Origin of the sequence: Xanthomonas protegens (genome assembly GCF_038442435.1) — a bacterium.
GTDB classification, from domain to species: Bacteria; Pseudomonadota; Gammaproteobacteria; order Xanthomonadales; family Xanthomonadaceae; genus Xanthomonas_A; species Xanthomonas_A sontii.
The window spans coordinates 30,203-47,420 of record NZ_JAQJCQ010000010.1; the positions used below are offsets into that span (position 1 = coordinate 30,203).

17 protein-coding genes and 1 pseudogene are annotated in these 17,218 nt (G+C 69.9%); 8 read left to right on the forward strand and 10 right to left on the reverse strand.

Going from position 1 to position 17,218, the window contains the following annotated elements:
- Positions 1 to 2: 2 nt before the first annotated feature.
- Both PIQ37_RS12530 and PIQ37_RS12535 read right to left on the reverse strand, forming a co-directional pair.
- Positions 3 to 899: a hydroxypyruvate isomerase family protein gene (locus PIQ37_RS12530; protein ID WP_342073731.1), complete on the reverse strand. Its 897-nt coding sequence runs from the start codon at positions 897 to 899 to the stop codon at positions 3 to 5.
- An 874-nt stretch (positions 900 to 1,773) separates the two neighbouring features.
- Entirely contained in the window at positions 1,774 to 2,298 is a 525-nt protein-coding gene (locus tag PIQ37_RS12535) for a single-stranded DNA-binding protein (RefSeq protein ID WP_010341990.1), read from the reverse strand.
- A 281-nt stretch (positions 2,299 to 2,579) separates the two neighbouring features.
- On the opposite strand from PIQ37_RS12535, the gene PIQ37_RS12540 reads away from it, so the two are divergent.
- Positions 2,580 to 3,578 (forward strand): polyprenyl synthetase family protein, encoded by a 999-nt coding sequence (locus tag PIQ37_RS12540; RefSeq protein ID WP_342073732.1) that lies wholly within the window; start codon positions 2,580 to 2,582, stop codon positions 3,576 to 3,578.
- A 200-nt stretch (positions 3,579 to 3,778) separates the two neighbouring features.
- Here the strand turns inward: PIQ37_RS12540 and PIQ37_RS12545 are convergent, their stop codons facing one another.
- The 5 genes from PIQ37_RS12545 to PIQ37_RS12565 all read right to left on the reverse strand — a co-directional run bounded on the left by PIQ37_RS12545 (position 3,779) and on the right by PIQ37_RS12565 (position 10,604).
- Positions 3,779 to 4,567 carry a dienelactone hydrolase family protein gene (locus tag PIQ37_RS12545; protein WP_407136655.1) on the reverse strand — a complete coding sequence of 263 codons (789 nt, stop codon included), beginning with the start codon at positions 4,565 to 4,567 and terminating at the stop codon, positions 3,779 to 3,781.
- A gap of 222 nt (positions 4,568 to 4,789) precedes the next feature.
- Complete coding sequence (gene murD / locus PIQ37_RS12550; protein ID WP_342073734.1) at positions 4,790 to 6,226, reverse strand: UDP-N-acetylmuramoyl-L-alanine--D-glutamate ligase; 1,437 nt, start codon at positions 6,224 to 6,226, stop codon at positions 4,790 to 4,792.
- Positions 6,207 to 7,562 carry a UDP-N-acetyl-alpha-D-muramoyl-L-alanyl-L-glutamate epimerase gene (gene murL / locus PIQ37_RS12555; RefSeq protein WP_342073735.1) on the reverse strand — a complete coding sequence of 452 codons (1,356 nt, stop codon included), beginning with the start codon at positions 7,560 to 7,562 and terminating at the stop codon, positions 6,207 to 6,209. The genes murD and murL overlap by 20 nt, the downstream gene beginning before the upstream one ends.
- On the reverse strand, positions 7,559 to 8,011 hold the full coding sequence (locus PIQ37_RS12560; protein WP_342073736.1) for a hypothetical protein: 453 nt from the start codon (positions 8,009 to 8,011) through the stop codon (positions 7,559 to 7,561). The genes murL and PIQ37_RS12560 overlap by 4 nt, the downstream gene beginning before the upstream one ends.
- Positions 7,995 to 10,604, reverse strand: coding sequence for a bifunctional aspartate kinase/diaminopimelate decarboxylase (locus PIQ37_RS12565; RefSeq protein ID WP_342073737.1), 2,610 nt, complete (start codon positions 10,602 to 10,604; stop codon positions 7,995 to 7,997). Before PIQ37_RS12565 ends, PIQ37_RS12560 begins: the two co-directional genes overlap by 17 nt.
- Before the next feature lie 80 nt (positions 10,605 to 10,684).
- Between PIQ37_RS12565 and PIQ37_RS12570 the strand changes: the two are divergent.
- Together PIQ37_RS12570 and PIQ37_RS12575 are read left to right on the forward strand one after the other, a co-directional pair.
- Positions 10,685 to 10,921 (forward strand): annotated as a pseudogene (locus PIQ37_RS12570) (PhzF family phenazine biosynthesis protein); the annotation flags it as partial.
- A 172-nt stretch (positions 10,922 to 11,093) separates the two neighbouring features.
- On the forward strand, positions 11,094 to 11,972 hold the full coding sequence (locus PIQ37_RS12575) for a PhzF family phenazine biosynthesis protein (RefSeq protein ID WP_342073738.1): 879 nt from the start codon (positions 11,094 to 11,096) through the stop codon (positions 11,970 to 11,972).
- A 96-nt stretch (positions 11,973 to 12,068) separates the two neighbouring features.
- Here PIQ37_RS12575 and PIQ37_RS12580 read toward each other — a convergent pair whose 3' ends face one another.
- On the reverse strand, positions 12,069 to 12,674 hold the full coding sequence (locus PIQ37_RS12580; protein WP_017913930.1) for a glycine zipper 2TM domain-containing protein: 606 nt from the start codon (positions 12,672 to 12,674) through the stop codon (positions 12,069 to 12,071).
- Positions 12,675 to 12,907: 233 nt separating this feature from the next.
- Positions 12,908 to 13,339, reverse strand: a complete 432-nt coding sequence (locus tag PIQ37_RS12585; RefSeq protein ID WP_017910837.1) for an OsmC family protein — start codon at positions 13,337 to 13,339, stop codon at positions 12,908 to 12,910.
- A 288-nt stretch (positions 13,340 to 13,627) separates the two neighbouring features.
- On the opposite strand from PIQ37_RS12585, the gene PIQ37_RS12590 reads away from it, so the two are divergent.
- The 5 genes from PIQ37_RS12590 (at position 13,628) to PIQ37_RS12610 (ending at position 16,528) form a co-directional block, all read left to right on the forward strand.
- Entirely contained in the window at positions 13,628 to 14,026 is a 399-nt protein-coding gene (locus tag PIQ37_RS12590) for an HU family DNA-binding protein (RefSeq protein WP_026143706.1), read from the forward strand.
- A 143-nt stretch (positions 14,027 to 14,169) separates the two neighbouring features.
- Positions 14,170 to 14,874, forward strand: a complete 705-nt coding sequence (locus PIQ37_RS12595) for a tellurite resistance TerB family protein (RefSeq protein ID WP_342073739.1) — start codon at positions 14,170 to 14,172, stop codon at positions 14,872 to 14,874.
- Between the two features lie 4 nt (positions 14,875 to 14,878).
- Positions 14,879 to 15,445 (forward strand): M23 family metallopeptidase, encoded by a 567-nt coding sequence (locus PIQ37_RS12600; RefSeq protein WP_342073740.1) that lies wholly within the window; start codon positions 14,879 to 14,881, stop codon positions 15,443 to 15,445.
- Positions 15,446 to 15,539: 94 nt separating this feature from the next.
- A complete protein-coding gene (locus PIQ37_RS12605; protein ID WP_342073741.1) occupies positions 15,540 to 15,842 on the forward strand; it encodes a DUF3861 family protein in 303 nt (100 codons plus the stop codon).
- A gap of 89 nt (positions 15,843 to 15,931) precedes the next feature.
- Positions 15,932 to 16,528: a DUF1439 domain-containing protein gene (locus PIQ37_RS12610; RefSeq protein ID WP_342073742.1), complete on the forward strand. Its 597-nt coding sequence runs from the start codon at positions 15,932 to 15,934 to the stop codon at positions 16,526 to 16,528.
- Positions 16,529 to 16,668: 140 nt separating this feature from the next.
- On the opposite strand, the gene PIQ37_RS12615 is transcribed toward PIQ37_RS12610, so the two are convergent.
- Positions 16,669 to 17,214, reverse strand: a complete 546-nt coding sequence (locus PIQ37_RS12615; protein WP_342073743.1) for a type 1 glutamine amidotransferase domain-containing protein — start codon at positions 17,212 to 17,214, stop codon at positions 16,669 to 16,671.
- Positions 17,215 to 17,218 lie beyond the last annotated feature (4 nt).

Here is a 17,218-nt window from a genome sequence, read left to right on the forward strand (position 1 = left end):
TTTCAGACGTCGCAGAGGCGGATCGCCTCGCGCAGCGAGCCGACGGGATCCGGCGCGGTTGGAACGAATTCCTGCGCCAGATAGCCATCGAAACCGGTATCGCGGATCGCGCGACAGATGGCGGGATAGTGGAGCTCCTGATCGTCCCCGATCTCGTGCCGGCCCGGGACGCCGGCGGTGTGGTAGTGCTTGAAGCACGCGTGATGCTTGCCGATGGTGGCGATGATGTCGCCCTCCATGATCTGCATGTGGTAGATGTCGTACAGCAGGCCGAAATGGTCCGAGCCGATCCGCCGGCACAACTCCACGCCCCAGGCGGAGTGGTCGCACAGGTAGTCGGGGTGATCGACCTTGGAGTTCAGCAACTCCATCACCAGCACGACACCGCGCTTCTCGGCATGGCCGAGGATGCGCTTGAGCCCGACTTCGGCGTGGGCCATGCCCTCCTGGGGATCCATGCCATTCCGATTGCCGGAAAAACAGATGAGGTTGCGATAGCCGGCATCGGCCACCAAGTCGATGTGCCGCGTGTAGCGCTCGACCAGCGCATCGTGGAACTGGCTACCGGCGAAGCCCTTGTCCAGGCCGAGTTCCGCGCCGTTGCACATCGCGCTGTACACCCCATGCGCCTTCAGCGTGGGCCAATCCGCCGGCCCTACCAGATCGATGGCGGCAAACCCGAGGCCCTTCACCACCTGGCAAAGCTGGGCGGTCGACAGCTGCGGAAACGTCCAGCGGGCGACGGACTGCTTCAGGTTGCCCTTGAGCGGCGTGGCCGCCGCAAGCGCTGGCAACATGCCCATCGCACCAAGGCCAAGGCTCCCAGCGACCGCCATGCGCAGCGCGTCGCGCCTCGTGAAGCCCGAGGCCGGCGCCGGTCCGATCGAATGGATAGACATCCACTTTCCGGCCTCCCAACCGGTCTCAAACGCTGACGATTCGCCGCGATTCAATCGATTGAACCATAGAGGAGTGAATCGCGCTTTTGCAAGACGCAGTGCAAGAAAACCCATGCTGCAGGGCACAACGCCTGTCGCATCGATCGCCGCATGACGGTGACGGAATGTCGGGCTGTGCCCGGAGGGAGACGCGCGGGTGGACAGCAAAAAACAGGCCGGCATCGCCGTGGCCATGGCGACGCAGGCGACGCATGGCGAGAAGCCGGTGAAACCGCGACGTCTCCTTGGACTAGGACATCAACCTGCCTGCAGGTAGCCGGGATGGCGGTTTCGGCTGGGCGTTCAGGGCGTCTCCGCCATGCTGACACGCGCATTCACGGGGCGCGGATCGTGCTGTCGCGGCAAGCGGCGCCGATGCGCCTTTTGTAGGAGCGGCTTCAGCCGCGACGGCTTTCCTGTGAAAGCCTGTCGCGGCTGAAGCCGCTCCTACGATGCTTGATCGGATCGGATCCGATCCGGTCGAGCCGGCCATCCGTAAGCGACACGACCGCATGGACTCGGCACGAACAGCCACGCCAAGGTGTTGGTGTGGCGGCTGCGCGCAAAGTCACGCTTGGCAATCAATCCAGTTCAGCGAAGGCGAGAACCGCGAGGCACCCGCCGCTGGCACGCACGCTTCGGCCCAATTCCCCAAGTTTCGAGAAGGACGATGCCGATGATCACCCGCTCGACCGACACCATCTGGTTTTCGCGTCGTCTGCGTTGAAGGACCGGACAAACTCGCGCTGAAAGGGAAACGCCTCGCAAAAACAGAAAACCCCGGCAAGCACAATGGCTTACCGGGGTTCATTTGCATCGCAGGAACGACGAAAAATCAGAACGGGATGTCGTCGTCCGCGAAGTCGTCCATCGGTGCGGACTGCTGCGGCGCCGGCTGCTGGCGACGCGGCGCGTAATCCTGCCCGCCGCCACCGCCGCCACCGCCCATGCCGGAGCGCTCCTGGCGCGGCGGCGCCGAGCGCTGCGGACGGTCACCGCCGCCCATGCCGCCGCCACCGCCCTCGCCGCGGCCGCCGAGCATCTGCATCTCGTCGGCGACGATGTCGGTGGAGTACTTCTCCACGCCGTCCTGGCCGGTGTACTTGTCGTAGCGGATCGAGCCTTCGACGTAGACCGAGCTGCCCTTGCGCAGGTACTCGCCGGCGATCTCACCGAGCTTTCCGAAAAACACCACGCGATGCCACTCGGTGCGTTCCTGCTGGTTGCCGTCGCGGTCCTTGCGCACGCTGGTGGTGGCCAGGCTGATCCGGGTGATGGCCATGCCGGCCTGGGTGTACTTGGTGTCGGGATCGTTGCCGAGGTTGCCGACGAGGATGACTTTGTTGATGCCGCGGGCCATGAGCTGCTTCCGTCTGGGGTCTCCGCGGCCAGGGGGCACGCAGAGCGGTAAAGAAGATTTCGGGGAGCAATCCTAACATCGCCGGGCTGGGCCGGCCTGCGCCAGGCGCCCGCGGGCACCCCGGAAAACGCCGCATTGGGCTGTCGGAATCCTGCCGGCACGCCTCTCGCCGGGCGCTGCAAACCCAAGCACGGCAAGCTCTCCGCCCCCTGCCCAGGCCCACAGCGGGACGGATGTGGCCGCGCAGCCTATACTTTGCGCACGTTTCCAGTCCTGTCCGCATGAGCATCGCCGAATCCCCCAGCTCCGCCCTGGGCCTGCCCCAGATCCAGATGCTCGCCGCGCCGGACATGGCCGAGGTGGACGCCCTGATCCGCCGCCGCCTGGCCTCGGACGTCGTGCTGATCAACCAGATCGCCGACCACATCGTCTCCGCCGGCGGCAAGCGCCTGCGACCGATGCTGGTGGTGCTGGCCGGCCGCGCCTGCGGCGCCGGCGGGCCGATGCAGCACCAGTTGGCGGCGATCATCGAATTCATCCACACCTCGACCCTGCTGCACGACGACGTGGTCGACGAGTCGGACCTGCGCCGCGGCCGCAGCACCGCCAACGCGCTGTGGGGCAACGCGCCCAGCGTGTTGGTCGGCGACTTCCTGTATTCACGCAGCTTCCAGCTGATGGTGGAGCTGGACAGCATGGCGGTGATGCGCCTGCTCGCCGACACCACCAACCGCATCGCCGAGGGCGAAGTGCTGCAGCTGCTGCACGTGCACAACCCGGACACCGACGAAGCCGCCTACCTGCGCGTGATCGAGCGCAAGACCGCGGTGCTGTTCGCCGCCGGCACCCGGCTTGGCGCGCTGGCCTCCGGTGCCAGCGAGGCGGTGCAGGAGCGCCTGTACGACTACGGCATGCAGCTGGGCTATGCGTTCCAGATCGCCGACGACGTGCTCGACTACACCGCCGACGCCGCCGACCTGGGCAAGAACCTGGGCGACGACCTGGCCGAGGGCAAGGCCACGCTGCCGCTGATCCACGCGATGGCACATGCCGACGCCGCCACCCGCGCGCGCCTGCGTCAGATCGTCGAACAGGGCGACGCCAGCGCGATGCCCGAGGTGCTGGCCGCGATCGAAGCCAGCGGCGGCATCGACTACAGCCGCCGCCGCGCCGCCGACTACGCCGCCGCCGCCGAACGCGCCCTGGACGGCCTGCCGGAGAACGAGGCCGTGGCCGCCCTGCGCGGCCTGGCCCGCTACGCGGTGTCGCGGAAGCATTGATCCGGCGCGCTGCGCGCGCCGGATTGGGATTGGGGAGTCGGGATTAGGGATTCGCAACGGCGGCTTGGCTGACGCCTGAAGCGCCGCGGGCTCGCCACACCAACCGGTCAGTTAGGCGGCGCCGACGATCCGCTTTTACCAATCCCCAATCCCGCCAAGCGCGCAGCGCGAGGCACCTCCCGAATCCCGGAGGCACCGCCCTACTCCCGTCCGAAGCGCTCCTCGAAGAAGTCCTCGAGCATCCGGTAGGCGCGCTTGGCGGCACGCGGGTTGTACTGGCAGCCCGGCGGGCTGTTGGCGTCGGCTTCGGCGAAGCAATGCACGGCACCGCTGAAGTTGACGAACTGCCAGTCGGCGCCAGCGCCGTTCATCTCCTGCTCGAAAGCGACGATATCCTCGCGGCTCACGCTCTTGTCGTCGGCGCCATTGAGCACCAGCACCGGTGCCTTGGCACTGCCTGCGGCCGCCGGCGCCGCGGTGGCCAGGCCACCATGCAGACTGACCACGCCGGCCAGCGGCGCACCGGCGCGGACCAGTTCCAGCACCGTGGTGCCGCCGAAGCAGAAGCCCACCGCGCCGATCCGGGCCGAATCCAGCGGCGCCTTGCCGGCCTGCGCCTTCAGCGCCGCCACCGCCGCCAACGCCCGCGCGCGCAGCGTGGCCGAATCCTTCTTCAAGGCGCCGGCGAACTGCCCGGCCTCGGCATCGTTGGCCGGTCGCTTGCCCTTGCCGTAGACGTCGGCCACCAGCACCACGTAGTCGTCGCCGGCCAGGCGCTTGGCCTTCTCCACCGCGGAGTCGTTGACGCCGCGCCAGTTCGGCACCATCACCAGGCCGGGGCGCGTGTCGTGCTCGGCATCGTCGTAGACCAGCACGCCGCTGAAGGTGTCCTTGCCGACCCTCCACTCCACCGGCTTGGCCTGCATCGCCGCCCAGGCCTGCAGCGGCAGTGCCAAGGCCAGCCCGAGCAGACCGGTCCACCGCAGCATCGATCGTGTGTGCATCGTCCTTCTCCCGTGGGAACCAGGCGGCAGTCTAGAGCGTGCCATGCACGTCGAGGTGAGGGCGACGGCGGCCGGCGATGGCGATGGGACAAGGCGCACAGCGCCGCCGCATGGCGGCCCGGCGAATGCTTCCGGGCGTGCTCTTTCCGCAGCCCCCATGACGACAGCGACATCAGCGACCGCGTACGCCGACGCCGCGCCGAGGGCTCAGGCGATGCCCAGCCCCGGAATGGCGCTGATCGCATCCGGGTCGAACCCGGCCAGCGCGGCGAAATGGCGCCCGCGCGCCACGTAATCGCGGTAGGCGCCGAAGCTGGGCGCGCCGGGCGACAGCAGCACCACGCCGCCCTGCTCTCCCAACGCCGCACGGGCCAGCGCCACCGCCTCCGCCAGGTCGGCCGCGGCATGCAGGCCGAAGCCGGCATCGGCGGCCAGCGGCGCCAGCAGCGCGTGGATGCGCGGGCCGTTGGCACCCATGGTGACGATCTCCAGCGGTGCGCCACCCTCGCGAATGTGATCGGCGAAGTCCTGCCAGTCCAGGCCGCGGTCGTGGCCGCCGACCAGCAGCGCGATGCGCCGCCCGCGGAAGCACTCCAGCGCCGCGAGGCTGGCATGCGGGGTGGTGCTGATCGAGTCGTTCACATAGGTCACGCCGTCGCGCGTGCCCAGGGTCTGCAGCCGGTTCGGCAGCGGCCGGAAGCGATCGGCCGCCGGCGCCAGCGCCGCCGCGTCCAGGCCCAGCGCCTCGATCGCCGCCAGCACCGCGCACAGGTTGCCGCGGTTGTGCCGGCCCGGCAGCGGTGCCTGCGTGCTGTCGTAAACCGCGCTGTCGCCGCGGTAGACCATCTCGCCGCGCATGTGCCAGCCGTCCTCGCGGTTGAACCAGCGCACCTCGCTGTCGGGCAGCTGCAGGGCGGCCAGTTGCGGATCGGCGGCATTGAGCAGGGCGATGCGCGGCCGCGCATGGGTGACCAGTTCGAGCTTGTCGGCGATGTAGCGCGCCTGGCTGCCGTGCCAGTCCAGATGCTCGGGAAACAGGTTCAGCACCAGCGCCAGCTGCGGCCGCGCGCCGCTGCGGGCCACATCGCCGGTCTGGTAGCTCGACAGTTCGATCGCCCAGTACTGCGGCGCCGGCATCGGCGCCAGCACTTCCAGCAGCGGCACGCCGATGTTGCCGACCAGGCCGGTGCGATGGCCGCCGGCGCGCAGCAGGTGCGCCAGCAGCGCGGTGGTGGTGCTCTTGCCCTTGGTGCCGGTGACGCAGACGCTGCCGTGCACCACGCCGTCGGCGCCAGCGTGTTCGGCGAACCACAGCGCCGTACCGCCGACGAAACGCGTGCCGCGCGCCGCGGCGGCCTGCGCCTCGGGCCGGTACGGGCTGATCCCCGGCGACTTGATCACAACATCGAACGCGGCCAGGCGCTCGGCGCTGGCCTCGCTTTCCACGTGCAGGCTGGGATCGTGCAAGGCGGCGATCTCCGCCGCTTCATCGGCCGAACAGAACACCGTCAGCGGCAGCCCGCGTCCCGATTCGCCATTCCCGACTCCCGATTCCCACCCACGCACCGCGGCATAGGCCGCGCGGCCTTCCCGCCCCCACCCCCACAGCGCGACGCGCTGCGCCTCAAGCTGCGAAATTCGCACGCACGCGTTCCCACAGGTCGGCCGGGATGCGGTGTTGCGCGTCCAGTTCCAGCAGCGGCTCCACGCGCAGGTCGGCGGGGTCGAGCTGCGGCTGGATCTCGCGAATGAACCGCGCCACCAGCGCGTCCTCCTTCCATTCCGCACGCGCCGCCAGCGCCGCCATCGCCGCCCGCGATTCGCGGCCTTCGCCGACGCACTCGAACGGCTTGTGGTCCTGGAACTCCAGCAACGCGTCGAAACCGCCGGCCTGGCCGGCATCGTCGAGCAGGTTGCGGCCGAAGATCCGCACCAGCCGCGTCTTCGGCATGAACGGCGCCAACGCCAGGAACACGAAATGGCACTTCGGGCAGACCCCGCACCAGCGGTGCGCCGGACGCTCGCCGAGGATGTGGAAATTGCGGTTGCAGCTGGAGAAATGCGCGTCGTAGTGGTCGTTCTTGGCGAACTGCCGCGCCACCGCCAGCTCCGACAGCGGGCGCAGCAGCGAGTAGTAACGCAGGTCCGCGGCCACGTAGCGCTGCACTTGCGTGCCGAACGCCTGCTCGAAGGCCCAGCCCTTGGACCACTGGTGGTTGACCTCGCCGGTGCCGGCGATCTGGCTGCCGTAGCTGGCCGAATGTTCGTTGGAGAACACCACCTGGCCGGCGTCGTGCAGCACCGCGGCGAACACCAGGATCGCCGAGTTCACCGCGGTCACCGGGATATGCCCGTTCCACGCGCCCTGCCGGTTCAGCTCGAACAGCTCCGGCGCCAGCGTGCGGCCGATGTTCAAGGTCGGCAGCCCGGTGCGCTCGGCGCAGGCGCGGATCAGCTGCGAGCCGCCGATCCAGGTCACCGTCTGCGCCACGCCGGCCGCGCGCAGGGCCTCGATGCTGACAAGCGAATCCTTGCCGCCGCCGATCGCCACCAGCGCCTGGTCGCGCAGCCCCAGCGCCGTGGCGTCGGCCGCCTCGGCGTCCGCGGCCGGAAAGCGGATGCGCCCGCGCAGATCCAGGCCGTTGCGATAGGCGAACTCGCCCAGGCCATGCAGGTACACGCTGTCCAGCAGCGCCGCGGTCTCGGCATCGATGGCGTAGTCGTCGATGACGATGCGCGGCGGCACCGCCGCCTTGTAGTAGCTGACGCCGGCGATCAGGTGCAGCAGGCGCAGGGCACGCTGTGCCGCCTGCGCGCGCGCCGGGTCGAGCGCGAACGGCGCGCCGGGCACGGTGATGGTCTCCACCAGTTCCGGGCCGTCGTCGAACGCATAGACCAGGCGCGCCACGCCGCTGTCGGCATCAAAGCCGCAGCGCACGAAGCGGAAGGTGGCGATCTGCTGTTTGTCGAAAGCGGTCATGGACGTCCTGCAAGCACACGGGTGTGCCGCAGGTAGCGGCGGCACAGAAGAAATTCGAGCATCGAAAACGGCAAGGCGGCCCACAGCAGCGGCAGGCAGCCGAACACGAAGGCCATCAGCAGCAGTTGCCATGGCAGTCCGGTCGGCGCCGACGCGGTGGACGCCAGCAGCGCCACCAGCACATACAGCGCCAGCGCCGGCAGGTAGGCCAGCGCCGTCATCAGCAAGGTGCGCACGGCCAGCGCGCCGGCGCTGGCAGCGGGCCTGCGACGCGTCCAGCGCAATGCCAACCACGCGCCGGCGGCAGCGGCGGCCAGCGCCGGCAAGGCCCACTTGAGGCTGTCGGTCCACGGCAGCGACGTGCCGGACTGATCCAGCGCCGTGGCGGCGGCCATCGCCACGGCGCCGGCCGCGGCGCTGCCCGCGACGAACTCAGTCTGAGTGCCCATCGATCGCCTCCTCGCGGGGCAGCTCGCGCTGGTTGTAGGTGCTGGCCATGCTGTAGCCGTAGGCGCCGGTATCGGCGATCAACATCACGTCGTCGGGCGCGGTGCCCGCCGGCAGGCGCCGGCGCTTGCCGAACACGTCGCTGGACTCGCAGATCGGCCCGACCACGTCGAACACGGTCTCGGCCGGCTGCTCCAGCCGGCTCAGGTTCGCCACGTCGTGCCAGGCGTCGTACAGCGCCGGGCGGATCAGCGTGTTCATGCCGGCATCCAGGCCGACCCGGCGGATCCCGTCCTTCTCGATCACCTGGGTGGCGCGGGCCAGCAGCACGCCACATTCGGCGACCAGGTAGCGGCCCGGTTCGATCGCAAGGCGGAACGCCGGATGCACCGACTTGGCCTCGGCCAGGCCCTGCGCGAAGGTGTCCAGGTCGAACGGTTCGTCGTCGGCGCTGTACGGGATCGGCAGGCCGCCGCCGATGTCGATGACCTCGACGCTGCCGATGCGCCGGGCGAAGCCGGCCAGTTCGTCGCACATGCGCCGCCAGTGCTGCGCGGTCTCCACGCCGCTGCCCAGGTGCGCGTGCAGGCCGACGATGCGGATGTCCAGCGCGCGCGCGGCCTCGACGAACTCGTCGACGCGGGTCGCCGACAGGCCGAACTTGGAGGCCTTGCCGCCGGTGTTGACCTTCTCGTGGTGGCCGTCGCCATGGCCCAGGTCGATGCGCAGCCACAGGCTGCGGCCGCGGAACAGCTCCGGCCAGCGCTGCAGCGCCTCGACGTTGTCCACGGTCACGGTCACGCCAAGCGCGAACGCGGCTTCGTACTCGGCCCGGGGCGCGAAGCTGGGGGTGAACAGCACACGCCGCGGCGACAGCTCCGGCACGATCTCGAACACCCGGCGCAGCTCGCCGTGCGAGACGCACTCCAGGCCGAAACCCTCCTCGACCAGGGTCTGCAGGATCGCCGGATGCGCGTTGGCCTTGATCGCGTAGTAGCGCTGGTCCACCGCGGCGATCGCCTTGAGCGCGCGCGCGCGTTCGCGCAGGGTCGGCAGGTGATAGATGTAGCGCGGCGTGCCGGCCTCGGCCAGGCGCAGCAGATGCGCGCGCTCGCCCTGCCACCACGGCACCGGCCGCGGCCGCACCGTGCCGGCGATCTCGCGCCAGCGCGGGCCGAACACCTCGGTCTCTTCCACCGGCATCGCGCCGCTGTCGATCAGCTCGGCATGCAGGATCGGCAGCAAGCCGTCGGCATCGGTCTCGTCGATGACGAAGGTCAGGTTCAGGTCGTTGGACGACTGCGAGATCATGTGCACACGCTCCTTGCCGAACGTGGCCCACACGTCCGAGAGCTTGTGCAGCAGCGAGCGCATGCCGCGCCCGACCAGGGTGATCGCCGCGCACGGCACGATGATCTTGACCCGGCAGATCTCCGCCAGGTCGGCCGACAGCGCCGCCAGCACGTCGGTGTTGACCAGGTTCTCGCTCGGGTCCAGCGACACGGTGACGTTGGTCTCGGCCGAACCGATCAGGTCCACCGACAGCCCATGCTTCTTGAACAGCGCGAACACGTCGGCCAGGAAGCCGACCTGCTGCCACATGCCGATGCCTTCCATCGACACCAGCACGATGCCGTTGCGGCGGCTGATCGCCTTGACCCCGGGCACGGTGCGGGCGTTGCCGTCGATGCTGGTGCCGGGCAGCTCCGGGCGCTCGGTGTCCAGGATCGCCATCGGCACGCCGCCGTCGCGGCACGGCTTGATCGAGCGCGGGTGCAGCACTTTGGCGCCGGTGGTGGCGATTTCCTGCGCCTCGTAGTAGTCCAGGCGGGTCAACAGGCGCGCATCCGGCACCTCGCGCGGATTGGCGCTGAACATGCCCGGCACGTCGGTCCAGATCTCCACGCGGCTGGCGCCGAGCAGCGCGCCGAAGTACGCCGCCGAGGTATCCGAACCGCCGCGGCCGAGGATGGCGGTGCCGCCGTCCTCGTGCCGTGCGATGAAACCCTGGGTGATCAGCATGCGCGTGGGCTGGGCGACGAAGCGCGCGCGCCAGGCCGGATCGGACTGCCACTGGCACGACACCGACAGCCGCCGCGACCAGGCGCTCTGGTTCGGCTGCGGCGGCAGCGCGTCCAGCCACTGCCGCGCGTCCATCCAGCCCATGTCCAGGCCGTTGGCGCGCAGGTAGGCCGCGCCCAGGGTCGAGGACAACAGTTCGCCCTGCCCCAGCACCTCGGCCTGCCAGTCCAGGGTGCGCTCGGCGGCGCGCGGATCGGCGAGCAGGCCGCGCAACGCCGCCAGGCGTTCGCCCAGCACCGCCTCGGCATCCAGCTCCAGTTCGGCCAGGAACTCGCGGTGGCGCTGCTCCAGCGCGGCCACGCGTTGCGCGCTGTCGGCGCTGCCGTCGGCGATCGCGGTCAGTTCGTTGGTGACCCCGGACAAGGCCGACACCACCACCAGCACCCGCGCGCCGGTCTCCTCCGCGCGTTTTTTCGCCAGCGTCCCAATCGTGTCCCAGCGATGACGACGCGACACCGAAGTGCCGCCGAACTTGAGGACGATCCAGCGATCGACAGGAGAGGAAGCTGACATGGAGTGGGGGTGTCTGGAATGTGGGGAAAACGCCTGCATGCGCGGGCGGAACCCCCGATTCTACTGCCAACCGAGCACCGATGAGCGAGCGCCGCTACCCGCAGCTGGACGTCTTTTCCGCCAGCCCGGCGCCAGGGCGTGGTGCGCGATGCCACCGACCTGAACGCACCGCGCATGCAGCGCCTGGCGGCGTGGCTGAACCTCTCGGAGACGGTGTTCCTCCTGCCGCCGGATGCGGGCGGGGACTACCGTATCCGCATCTTCACCCCAAGGACGAACTGCGATTCGCAGGCCGCCCCAGCGTCGGCGCCGCCTGGGCGGGGGGCGCGACGTCGCCAGCCAGGGACGCGAACTCGGGCGCGACGGCCGCGTCGAACTCCAGGTCGATGGCGAAGAGCTGTGGAGCGGCGACCTGGTGCAAGCGGTGATCGCTGGCAAGATCGCTTGGTAAGCTCCGGCCTCCCCCACCGCAGTCCGGAGTTCCCCCTCATGGCCGCACGCCGCTTCTTCCAGGTCGATGTCTTCTCCGCCCGCGCCGGCAACGGCAATCCGTTGGCCGTCGTGCTCGATGCCGATGGATTGGACGCCGCCACGATGCAGGCCATCGCGCGCTGGACGCGCTTGCCGGAAACCACCTTCGTGTTCGCGCCGACGCGGCCGGATGCCAGCTACGGCCTGCGCATGTTCAGCCCGCAGAAGGAAGTCCCGTTCGCCGGCCATCCCAGCGTCGGCACCGCGCACGTCGCGCTGGAAGCGGGCATCGCCAGCCCGCGCGACGGCATACTGACCCAGGACGGCATCGCCGGCCTGCTGCCGCTGCGGGTCGATGTGGATGCCGAAGTGCGCAGCATCGCCATCCGTACCCCCCGCGCGCAGGTGGCCGAAATCGCCGATGCCGCGGATGCACGGCTGCAGGCGGCGCTGAGCGGCTGGACGCTGGGCGCGCTGCCGCCGGTGCGCATGGACGGCGGCCGCTGCTGGTGGCTGGTCGAAGTGGCTGATGAAGCGGCGCTGCGCGCGCTGGCGCCGGACTGGGATGCGATCGCCGCCCTGGCCGAAAGCACCGCCAGCATGGGCGTGTTCGCCTACGCGCGCGCCAGCGGCCAGGCCTATGCAGTGGCCGTGCGCGCCTTCGTCGGCAACGGCCGGCGCTTCGAGGATGCGGCCTCCGGCGCGGCCAATGCGGTGCTGGCGGCATGGCTGGATCACAGCAAGGCCCTGCCCGGCCACGGCGGCCGCTACGTCGCCAGCCAGGGCCGCGAGGTCGGCCACGATGCACTGCTGACGCTGTGCGTCGACGAGGCCGGCGAGGTGTGGTCCGGCGGACAGGTGCAGACGGTGATCGAAGGCCGCATCGACTGGCCCTGATCGCCGGCCGGCGCCCCGCACCGCAGGCGCGAACGCGCGCGCAAAAACAAAGGGCGCCTCGCAAGGAGGCGCCCTTTGTTCTAGTCGGGCAATACGTCAGTCGGGCAGGACATCGACGCGGACGCGGATGCGATCGCCCGGAGGCGAGGCGGTACGGGTGTGGTAGTAGCGGCCGCCGTATTCGTAGGTCACGTCGTAGCCGTCGACGCGGTCGTAGCGTTCGGTCCGATACGACACCGGGTCGCATTCGCGGACCACGCCGCCACCGTAGCCGCCGCCGTAGCCGCGGGTGTTGGTGTCGTAGATCGAGCGGCCGGCCAGGCTGCCGAGCATGGTGCCGACGGCGGTGCCGACGAAGCGGCCATTGCCGCCGCCGACGCGGCTGCCCAGCACGGCGCCGGCGATGCCGCCGACCACCGACGAGGCGGTGCGGCCGCCATCGGTACCGCGGTAGCCGTAGTCGCTGGCGTAGCTGCCCGAGGCCGGACGGTCGTAACAGCGCTCGGTGGTCTCGCGCGGGCCGTTGACCTGCACCATGATCGGATCGGCGCGCACCACGCGCGCATATTCGTAGGTGCCGGACGCGTAGCCACGGTCGCGGTAGTCGTCGTAGCGGGTGTAACCGTAATCCTGCGCGGCGGCGGAGCCGATGACGCCGACAGCGAGCGCAGCGGTCAACAGACGGGTCGAGAGCTTGTTCATGGCGATGGTTCCAAGCGCGTGGATCGCGCGACTGCATGCTCGATCCGACGCGGTGAAACCAGACTGAATAGGGACCGCTGTGGCGCGTACATTTAGTGGCGCGACAGCTAGCGGTCGATCACGCCATGCGGGCCGGCGCAGCTGCGCAACGCATCCTGGCCTGCCATCGGCGGCGCCGCAGGTGCGCCGCGCGCGCGCGGCCCGGCATGCCGCCGGGCCGCGCCGGGGATTCCTCAGCCCAGTTCCGCTTCCAGGCTGATCGGCACCGCGCTCAGCGCCTTGGACACCGGGCAATTCTGCTTGGCGTCGTCGGCCACTTCGCGGAAGCGCGCGGCGTCGATGTTGGGCACCACGGCCTTGACCTTCAAGCGGATCTGCGAGAGCTGGGGGCCGCCTTCCATCGACAGGTCGACATCGGCGCGGGTGTCCAGCGCGGTCGGCGGGAAACCGGCTTCGGTCAGCTTGGCCGACAGCGCCATGGTGAAGCAGCCGGCGTGCGCGGCGGCGATCAGTTCTTCCGGATTGGTGCCCTTCTCGTCGCCGAAGCGGCTGTTGAACGCATAGCGGGTGTTCTCCAGCAGGCCGCTCTGCGGCGTGTTCAACCGGCCCTGGCCGGTCTTGAGATCGCCTTCCCAATGCGCGGTGGCGTGACGCGAAATGCCCATGCGAGGCTCCTGTCGGTGAGTGGAGCGCGGACCATAGGGGAGGCGGCGTTACGGGCTTGTGCTTCCGCGCGAAGGCGGCGGCCGCCGCGCGCGGCAGCGAAAATGCCCTGGCGCATCGCCGCGGATGTGCCGGCATCGGCGCCGTCCTCGGCAAAAAAGGCGTCGGTCGCGGCGAATATTCGCGTTTTTTGCTTCCGGCCTATTGGCGCGGCGTAGCACATGCCCTACATTTCGCCATGCCGACGGGGTCGGCGCGACCCAAACCACCAAATACGGAATCAGGACATCATGGCAAAGACCGCAAAAAAGGCTGCCCCGAAGAAGGCAGTGAAGAAGGTAGCGACCAAGGCTGCCGCCAAGCCGGCCGCTCCCAAGCCGATCAAGGACGTGCTGAGCAAGTCCGCGCTCGTCGCCCACATCGCCGAAACCAGCGGCGTGATCGCCAAGGACGTGCGCGCCGTGATGGCCTCGCTGGAGCACGCCGTGGCCGGTTCGGTCAGCAAGAAGGGCGCCGGCTCGTTCACCCTGCCGGGCCTGCTGAAGATCACCGCCGTCAGCGTGCCGGCCAAGCCGAAGCGCAAGGGCATCAACCCGTTCACCAAGGAAGAGCAGTGGTTCGCCGCCAAGCCGGCCACCACCAAGCTCAAGGTGCGCCCCCTGAAGAAGCTCAAGGACGCCGCGCTCTGAGCAGCGTCGCCTGATCCAGGCAAGCACACCGACGAGACGGCCCCGGCCGTCTCGTTTTTTTTGTGTCTGCTGCGCACCTGGGTTGACGGCCCGCTAAGGCGACGGCCGCTATACCGGTGATTCCCTTCGACAGGATCACCTGCATGAAACTACAGGGCTTTCTCGACCAACTGCTGCAATCGGCGCAGGGCGCCGCCGGCCAGGCCATGGGCAAGACCGGCACGTCCGCTCCAGCCGCACCGGCGCACGCCGGCGCCGGCGGCCTGGGCGGCCTGCTCAACGCCGACTTTGGCAAGGGAGCCCTCAGCGGCGGCGCACTCGGCCTGCTGCTCGGCAAGCACCGCACCACCCGCAAGCTGGCGACCTACGGCGGCCTGGCCGCGCTGGGACTGATGGCCTATCGCGCCTATGGCGACTACCGCCGCCAGCAGCTGGGCGCCGCCGCACCCGAACCGCAGACGCTGGACCGGCTGCCGCCGCTGGAAGTCGAGCAGCACAGCCAGGCGGTGCTGCGCGCGCTGGTCGGCGCGGCCAAGGCCGATGGCCATCTGGACGAACACGAGCGCCGCCTGATCGAAGGCGAGTTCGCCCGCCTCCACGGCAACGATGCCGACGTGCAGCAGTGGCTGCATGCGGAGCTGGAAAAACCGCTGGATCCGGCCGAGGTGGCGCGCGCGTCGACCAGTCCCGAGATGGCCGCGGAAATGTACCTGGCCAGCCTGCTCGCCGCCGACGAACAGGGCTTCATGGAGCGCAGTTACCTGGACGAACTGGCGCGGCAGCTCGGTATCGACGACGCATTGAAGCAGCGCCTGCAGGAACAGGCGGCCGCCCTGCACGCGGGCTGAGCGCATGGCCGCGGCGTCCACGCCTTCGCCAGCGCAGCGCCTGCGCCGCGAACTGCTGCGCGCGGCCTTACTGGCCGCACTGGCGGTGGCCGCGGCCTGGGCCTGGCGGCATCCATGGGCGCAGCGCCTGCGCGTCGGCTGGGAGTTGGCGCGCGCGCCGGCGCCGACGGCGCTGCACATGCCGGTCGAAGGCGTGGATCCGCGGCGCGTCGCCGCCACCTTCGGCGCGCCGCGCGGGCGCGACCGCCAGCACGCCGGCGTGGACATCTTCGCCACGCGCGGCACGCCGGTGGTGGCGGCCACGCGCGGCATCGTCGTCGCCATCGCCGACCGCGGCCTCGGCGGCCGCCAGGTCTGGGTGCTGGGCCCGGCCCGGCAGCGTCATTACTACGCGCACCTCGAAACATGGGCGCCGGGGCTGCAGGTCGGCGACCTGGTGCAGCCCGGCGACCCGCTCGGCACGGTGGGCGACAGCGGCAACGCGCGCGGCACGCCGCCGCATCTGCACTACGGGGTGTACGCCGAAGGCGGCGCCTACGACCCGTTGCCGCTGCTGCGCGCGGCACGCTGAACGGATGCACTGGAACAGAGCGTCGCGAGCAGCAGGCTCGTGGCGGCAGCCGGCCGCGCCTATCTTGGACGCACACCCCGCGTGCGCCACTGCCATGACCGCTTCCCAACGCTACCGCGTCACCGTCACCCCGATCCAGGACGACGGCCTGCCCTGCCAGGGCCGCTGCACCATCGAACTGGAGGCCCGCTGCCGGCAGGACTGGATGCGCCTGCTCGAGGCGGCACAGCGCCAGCCCGGGCTGCGCGGCGACGAGCGCGCCGCGCTGATCGTCGGTACGCAGTTGCTGCGTAGCCTGGGCGAGCGCAGCGACAGCGAGGCGCACGCGTTGCTGGCGCCGCTGCAGCCGGCGTTGGACGCGCTGCTGGCACAGCTGGCGCCTGCACCGGCGGCGTAAGCGCCACGCACGGACGCCGCGAATCCGCTAATCGCGCATTCACCGCCCACGGTTATCGTGAAACCTTCTTCGTTGCCAGGGCCCGCTCGATGACCTTCCGCCAGTTCACCCTGCGCGCCGCGGCGCTGCTGCTGCTCGCCACTGCTACCCAGGCCCAGGCCGAGCCGACCATCCAGGGCCACCAGGTCAGCGTCGGCGCCGCCGACGTGCAGCATTACCTGGACGGCAGCTTCCCGCAGACGCACAAGGCGCTGGGCGGGCTGATCAAGATGACCGTCCGCGACCCGAAGCTGAGCCTGCCGCCGGGCGATCGCCTGAAGATGCAGTTCGACCTGAGCATGGCCACCGGCGGCGGCTCGCCGACGCCGCTGGGCCAGGTCCTTCTCACCAGCGCCCTGCGCTACGACCAGCAGAGCCAGAGCTTCCACCTGCAGTCCCCGACCATCGATGATTTCCGCCCGGCCGCCAACGGCGGCAAGCTCGACGCCAATACGCGCGAGCTGCTCAATGCCTGGCTGGAGGACTACGCGCGCAAGGAGCCGATCTACAAGCTCGACCCGCGCCTAACCGCGATGCTGGGCGACGTGCAGATCCAGTCGGCCGGCGTGGAGAACGGTTCGCTGGTGGTGCGTTTCAACCAGGACATCGGCAAGCTGGTGCCCGCGGGCATGCTTCCCGCGCAGTAACCCACGCGACGGCCAGGATGCGGCGGCAGCCGCCACCAGCAGCGCACACAGGAACGGCGGCCTCGGCCGCCGTTCCTGTTTCCGGGTGCTCCCGCATCCGCCGCCATCGCGGCGGCGCAGGAAAGGCGAATCGCCGGGGCTCAGCCCAGCGCCTTGGCCACCGCCTGCGCGAACGCCGGGATGTCGTCCGGCTTGCGGCTGGTGATCAGATTGCCGTCCACCACCACCTCCTGATCCTCCCAGCGCCCGCCGGCATTGGACAGGTCGGTCTTCAGCGACGGCCACGAGGTCACCTGGCGGTCGCGCACCAGCCCGCTTTCGGCCAGCAGCCACGGGCCATGGCAGATCGCCGCAACCGGCTTGCCGGCGCTGGCGAAGGACTGGATGAAGGCGATCGCGGTCGGCTCGGTGCGCAGGTTGTCGGGATTGATCACCCCGCCCGGCAGCACCAGCGCGTCGTAGTCGCCTGCCTGTGCCTGCTGCAGGCGCTTGTCCACCGGCACGCTGTCGCCCCAATCCTTCTTGTTCCAGCCGCGGATGCCGTCGGCATCGCCCGGCGCGATCACGTCGACCTGGGCGCCCCAGGATTCGAGCAGGCGCTTGGGTTCCTGCAGTTCCGACTGTTCGAAACCGTCGGTGGCCAGGACAGCCACCTGCTTGCCGGCAAGGGAAGGCATTGCGCTCATGGGA

Coding starts and splice junctions, on each gene's coding strand:
- PIQ37_RS12575 (WP_342073738.1), top strand. CDS start 11,094: ATGGCCGCACGCCGCTTCTTCCAGGTCGATGTCTTCTCCGCCCGCGCC.
- PIQ37_RS12540 (WP_342073732.1), top strand. CDS start 2,580: ATGAGCATCGCCGAATCCCCCAGCTCCGCCCTGGGCCTGCCCCAGATC.
- PIQ37_RS12580 (WP_017913930.1), bottom strand. CDS start 12,674: ATGAACAAGCTCTCGACCCGTCTGTTGACCGCTGCGCTCGCTGTCGGC.
- PIQ37_RS12590 (WP_026143706.1), top strand. CDS start 13,628: ATGGCAAAGACCGCAAAAAAGGCTGCCCCGAAGAAGGCAGTGAAGAAG.
- PIQ37_RS12585 (WP_017910837.1), bottom strand. CDS start 13,339: ATGGGCATTTCGCGTCACGCCACCGCGCATTGGGAAGGCGATCTCAAG.
- PIQ37_RS12595 (WP_342073739.1), top strand. CDS start 14,170: ATGAAACTACAGGGCTTTCTCGACCAACTGCTGCAATCGGCGCAGGGC.
- PIQ37_RS12605 (WP_342073741.1), top strand. CDS start 15,540: ATGACCGCTTCCCAACGCTACCGCGTCACCGTCACCCCGATCCAGGAC.
- PIQ37_RS12610 (WP_342073742.1), top strand. CDS start 15,932: ATGACCTTCCGCCAGTTCACCCTGCGCGCCGCGGCGCTGCTGCTGCTC.
- PIQ37_RS12560 (WP_342073736.1), bottom strand. CDS start 8,011: ATGGGCACTCAGACTGAGTTCGTCGCGGGCAGCGCCGCGGCCGGCGCC.
- PIQ37_RS12615 (WP_342073743.1), bottom strand. CDS start 17,214: ATGAGCGCAATGCCTTCCCTTGCCGGCAAGCAGGTGGCTGTCCTGGCC.
- PIQ37_RS12565 (WP_342073737.1), bottom strand. CDS start 10,604: ATGTCAGCTTCCTCTCCTGTCGATCGCTGGATCGTCCTCAAGTTCGGC.
- PIQ37_RS12600 (WP_342073740.1), top strand. CDS start 14,879: ATGGCCGCGGCGTCCACGCCTTCGCCAGCGCAGCGCCTGCGCCGCGAA.
- PIQ37_RS12545 (WP_407136655.1), bottom strand. CDS start 4,567: ATGCTGCGGTGGACCGGTCTGCTCGGGCTGGCCTTGGCACTGCCGCTG.
- PIQ37_RS12535 (WP_010341990.1), bottom strand. CDS start 2,298: ATGGCCCGCGGCATCAACAAAGTCATCCTCGTCGGCAACCTCGGCAAC.
- murL (WP_342073735.1), bottom strand. CDS start 7,562: ATGACCGCTTTCGACAAACAGCAGATCGCCACCTTCCGCTTCGTGCGC.
- PIQ37_RS12530 (WP_342073731.1), bottom strand. CDS start 899: ATGTCTATCCATTCGATCGGACCGGCGCCGGCCTCGGGCTTCACGAGG.